General features: G+C 64.1%; 3 protein-coding genes. 1 reads left to right on the top strand and 2 read right to left on the bottom strand.

Features of this window, described 5'->3' with window-relative positions; genetic code table 11:
• Both guaB and EOA28_RS27910 read right to left on the bottom strand, forming a co-directional pair.
• On the bottom strand, positions 1–1,276 hold a 1,276-nt coding region (guaB, locus tag EOA28_RS27900), incomplete at its 3' end, for an IMP dehydrogenase (RefSeq protein WP_128315491.1).
• Positions 1,277–1,716: 440 nt separating this feature from the next.
• Positions 1,717–1,989, bottom strand: coding sequence for a hypothetical protein (locus tag EOA28_RS27910; protein ID WP_126082972.1), 273 nt, complete (start codon positions 1,987–1,989; stop codon positions 1,717–1,719).
• Positions 1,990–2,269: 280 nt separating this feature from the next.
• Here EOA28_RS27910 and EOA28_RS27915 point away from each other — a divergent pair, with 280 nt between their 5' ends.
• Positions 2,270–3,691 (top strand): MFS transporter, encoded by a 1,422-nt coding sequence (locus EOA28_RS27915; protein WP_128315492.1) that lies wholly within the window; start codon positions 2,270–2,272, stop codon positions 3,689–3,691.
• The last annotated feature ends 181 nt before the right edge of the window (positions 3,692–3,872 follow it).

Consider the following 3,872-nt stretch of genomic DNA (forward strand, 5'->3'; position numbering starts at 1 on the left):
AGACAGCGTCGAGATCGATCAGGGCGATGCCGAGGCCCGGTCGATCGGCCGAGCCGCGCGCCATGGCGCCGACCGAGCCCATGCCGCGGTAAGCCTTGAAGGAGCGGCCCTGGTGCAGATAGACCTCGCCCGGGCTCTCGTCCGTGCCGGCGAGCAGCGAACCGATCATGGCCGCGCTCGCGCCTGCCGCGAGCGCCTTGGCGAGATCGCCCGAATATTTGATGCCGCCATCGGCAATGACGCTGACGCCGGCCTTGCTGGCCGTCTCGACCGCCGACATGATCGCCGACAATTGCGGGACGCCGACACCGGCAACGATTCGCGTGGTGCAGATCGAGCCCGGGCCGATGCCAACCTTGACCGCATCGGCGCCGGCGTCGATCAGCGCCTGCGTGCCATCGGCGGTTGCGACGTTGCCGGCCAGGATGCGCACGGAGTTGGAGAGCTTCTTGGCCCGCGCCACCGCATCCAGCACGCGCTGCGAATGACCGTGCGCTGTGTCGATGACAAGCAGGTCGACGCCGGCGTCGATCAGGCGCTCGGCGCGCTCGAAGCCGTCATCGCCGACGCTGGTGGCGGCGGCGGCGCGCAGCCTCCCTTGTGCGTCCTTTGTGGCATGCGGATTGAGCTGCGACTTCTCGATGTCCTTGACGGTGATCAGGCCGACGCAATTGCCGTTCCTGTCGACCACCACCAGCTTCTCGATGCGGTGCTTGTGTAGCAGCCGCTTGGCCTCGTCCTGGTCGACATTCTCCTTGACCGTGATCAGGTTCTCACGGGTCATCAGCTCGTAAACCTTCTGCGCCGGATCGGAGGCGAAACGCACGTCGCGGTTGGTGAGGATGCCGACCAGGCGGCCGACCGTGTGGCCGCCGGTGCCGCCATTCTCCACCACGGGAATGCCGGAAATGCTGTTGGAGCGCATCAGCGCCAGCGCGTCGGCAAGCGTGGCGTCCGGACCGATAGTGACCGGGTTCACCACCATGCCGGATTCGAATTTCTTGACCTGCCGGACCTGCTCGGCCTGCTCGGCCGGGGTCAGGTTGCGGTGGATGACGCCGATGCCGCCGGCCTGCGCCATGGCGATCGCCAGCCGCGCCTCCGTGACGGTGTCCATGGCCGCCGACAGGATCGGCACGTTGAGATCGATATCGCCGGCGATGCGGGTGCGGATGTCGGTTTCGCCCGGCATGACCTCGGAGTGGCCGGGCTGCAAGAGCACGTCGTCGAAGGTCAGCGCCAGGGCGCCGGTGGACGTTTCGATGATTTTTCCCATGGCCAGTCCTTTTGAATGCGGAAAAGGCGCTGGGCCGATTGGCCAGCGCCGACTCTCATCTTCCCTTTCAGGATTGGCGCTGGCTGGTAACACGTCCTGGGGCGGAAGGAAAGCCGGTCGTTGCGCGGCGCTTCAAGTAGCTGTTATACGGCCCACCGGCTTTCACCACTCGTCCCGGTAGACATCCTCGCGGGTAAGGCTTGCGGCGTTGACAATAGGCTGCTGCTGAAGCCGGGACAGCAGCGCGGCACGACAGTGGCGCTCGGGGGTTGCCGACGGAATGATCCGGGCTACCGCACGCCTCGGCTCATCACAACACAGCTTCGTCCGCTCAGGACGCCGCGCAGGATCTTGGAGATCTGCGTTTGACGTCCGTTGACGAAACAACCTCATCCATTTCGACGCCTTCTTCGCTGAATGCGTCTGGATGTCGCCACTGATTAGCGTTCCGCCACGGCGTTGAAAATGCCGATGCCCACTGTCACGCATAGGACCGCGGCCCCAAGCCCTCCCGCGATGATGCACCACCAGGCGAGCCCATTCCCCCGAAGCATGGGATTCAGCTTTAACATCCGTCGTGCCAGAAGCCCTTGGTAAAGCGCATAAGAAGACCCAAAACCGGCGAGCCAGACAATAGAAAACACAACGCCCCGCGTTAGCATCTTGTTGAGCCTGGCTTGTTCGGCCGTCAAATTTGCGTTTTCGGTGTCCATTTCCGCCCCCTGCTTTGCAAACCGCTTATTGTATTTGGCTCTTGCCTTTGAAGGTTGTCGAGCCGAGATTTGTCGAGCAGCCTGCACATCGAAGACGTTGGAAACGTTGATAGGCTCGACTGACCTCAAAACTATGACATGAGGCCACCAGCCGTGCGTTCGCGCAAAAGTGACAGCAATTTAATGCGACATGCGGGCGAAGGCGTGATACCCGCCCGTCGTAGCCGGTTCGCCCCCAAGCCGGGCCTAGAATCGCAAAGACAAATCAGGGCGTTTCCCCTTGAACCGTACCATCCCGCTCATCCTGGCGGTCGCTCTTTTCATGGAGAACATGGATTCGACCGTGATCGCGACGTCGCTGCCAGCGATCGCCGTCGACATCCACACCAGCCCGATCGCGCTGAAGCTGGCGCTGACGGCCTATCTGGTGTCGCTGGCGATCTTCATTCCGATCAGTGGCTGGATGGCGGACCGGTTCGGGGCAAAGACCGTGTTCCGAGCCGCGATCGGCGTGTTCATCGCTGGCTCGGTCGCTTGCGCCTTTTCCAATGCGCTGCCGGCTTTCGTGGTGTCGCGCTTCCTGCAAGGCATAGGCGGCGCGATGATGACGCCGGTCGGCCGCCTCGTGCTGGTGCGCGCCACGCCGAAAAGCGAGCTGGTCGCGGCAATGTCCTGGCTGACCGTGCCGGCGCTGGTCGGACCGCTGGTCGGCCCGCCGATCGGCGGCTTCATCACCACCTATCTGACCTGGCACTGGATTTTTCTGATCAACGTGCCGATCGGGCTGCTGGGCATCTGGCTCGCCACGCGCTATCTGCCGGAAACCGCGCCGGCCGAGACGCCGCCGCTCGACTTCCCTGGATTTGTGCTCAGCGGTCTCGCAGCGTCCGGGGTCGTTTTCGGCCTTTCCGTCGTCAGCCTGCCGGCGCTGCCGCCGATGGCCGGCTTCATCACGGTGGCGGTCGGGTTGATCTCCGGCGTGCTCTATCTCATCCACGCCCGCCGCGCGAAGAACCCGCTGCTGGCATTGGAGTTGTTCCGCAACCAGGTCTTCCGGTCCTCCGTGCTCGGCGGCTCGCTGTTTCGCATCGGCATCGGCGCGGTGCCGTTCCTTCTGCCGCTGATGTTCCAGATCGGTTTCGGGTTGACGCCCTTCCAGTCGGGCATGATCACCTTCGTTTCGGCGATCGGCGCCATCGGCATGAAGTTCGTCACCGCGCTGCTTTTCCGCATTGCCGGCTTCCGGCGGGTGCTGATCTGGGGCTCGCTGGTCGCGGCCGCCTCGATCGCCATCTACGGCCTGTTCACGCCGCAGACGCCCTATGTGCTGATGCTGGCGATCCTTCTGGTTGGCGGCTTCATCCGCTCGATGTTCTTCACCGGCGTCAACGCGCTCTCCTATGCCGAGATCACGGCCGCCGACACCAGCAAGGCGACGCCGATCACCGCGGTCTTCCAGCAATTGTCGATCGCGCTCGGCGTGGCGCTGGCAGGCGGCATCCTCGAAGTCTCGACCTCGATCCATGGCGGGGCGCTGACGCTCGGCGATTTCCACATCGCCTTCTTCATCGTGGCGGCAGTGTCCGCCGCGGCATCGATCACCTTCATGCGGCTGGCGCCGGAAGCCGGCAGTGCCGTCTCGGGCCATGGCCGGCTGGCCACGCCGAAGACCCTGGAAACGGTGAGCACGGCGGGGAAGTAGAGGTGGCGCGCCCTGCCCTAACTTCGTCATTCTAGGGCGGAGCGACGCGAAGCGGCGCGCAGACCCTAGAATCCTGTGTGTTGGTTCTGGTGTATGGTTGAGGTGGGAAGGAGACCGAGTGGATCGTGGTCGTCCTTTCGGACAGGCCGTGGCATGGCCCGGTCCCTTCCCACCGGTGAAC

Source organism: Mesorhizobium sp. M2A.F.Ca.ET.067.02.1.1 (assembly GCF_004023285.1).
GTDB lineage: Bacteria > Pseudomonadota > Alphaproteobacteria > Rhizobiales > Rhizobiaceae > Mesorhizobium.

Bases quoted from the DNA above. Each gene is read 5' to 3' on its own strand.
- EOA28_RS27910 (WP_126082972.1), bottom strand. From the start codon at position 1,989: ATGGACACCGAAAACGCAAATTTGACGGCCGAACAAGCCAGGCTCAAC.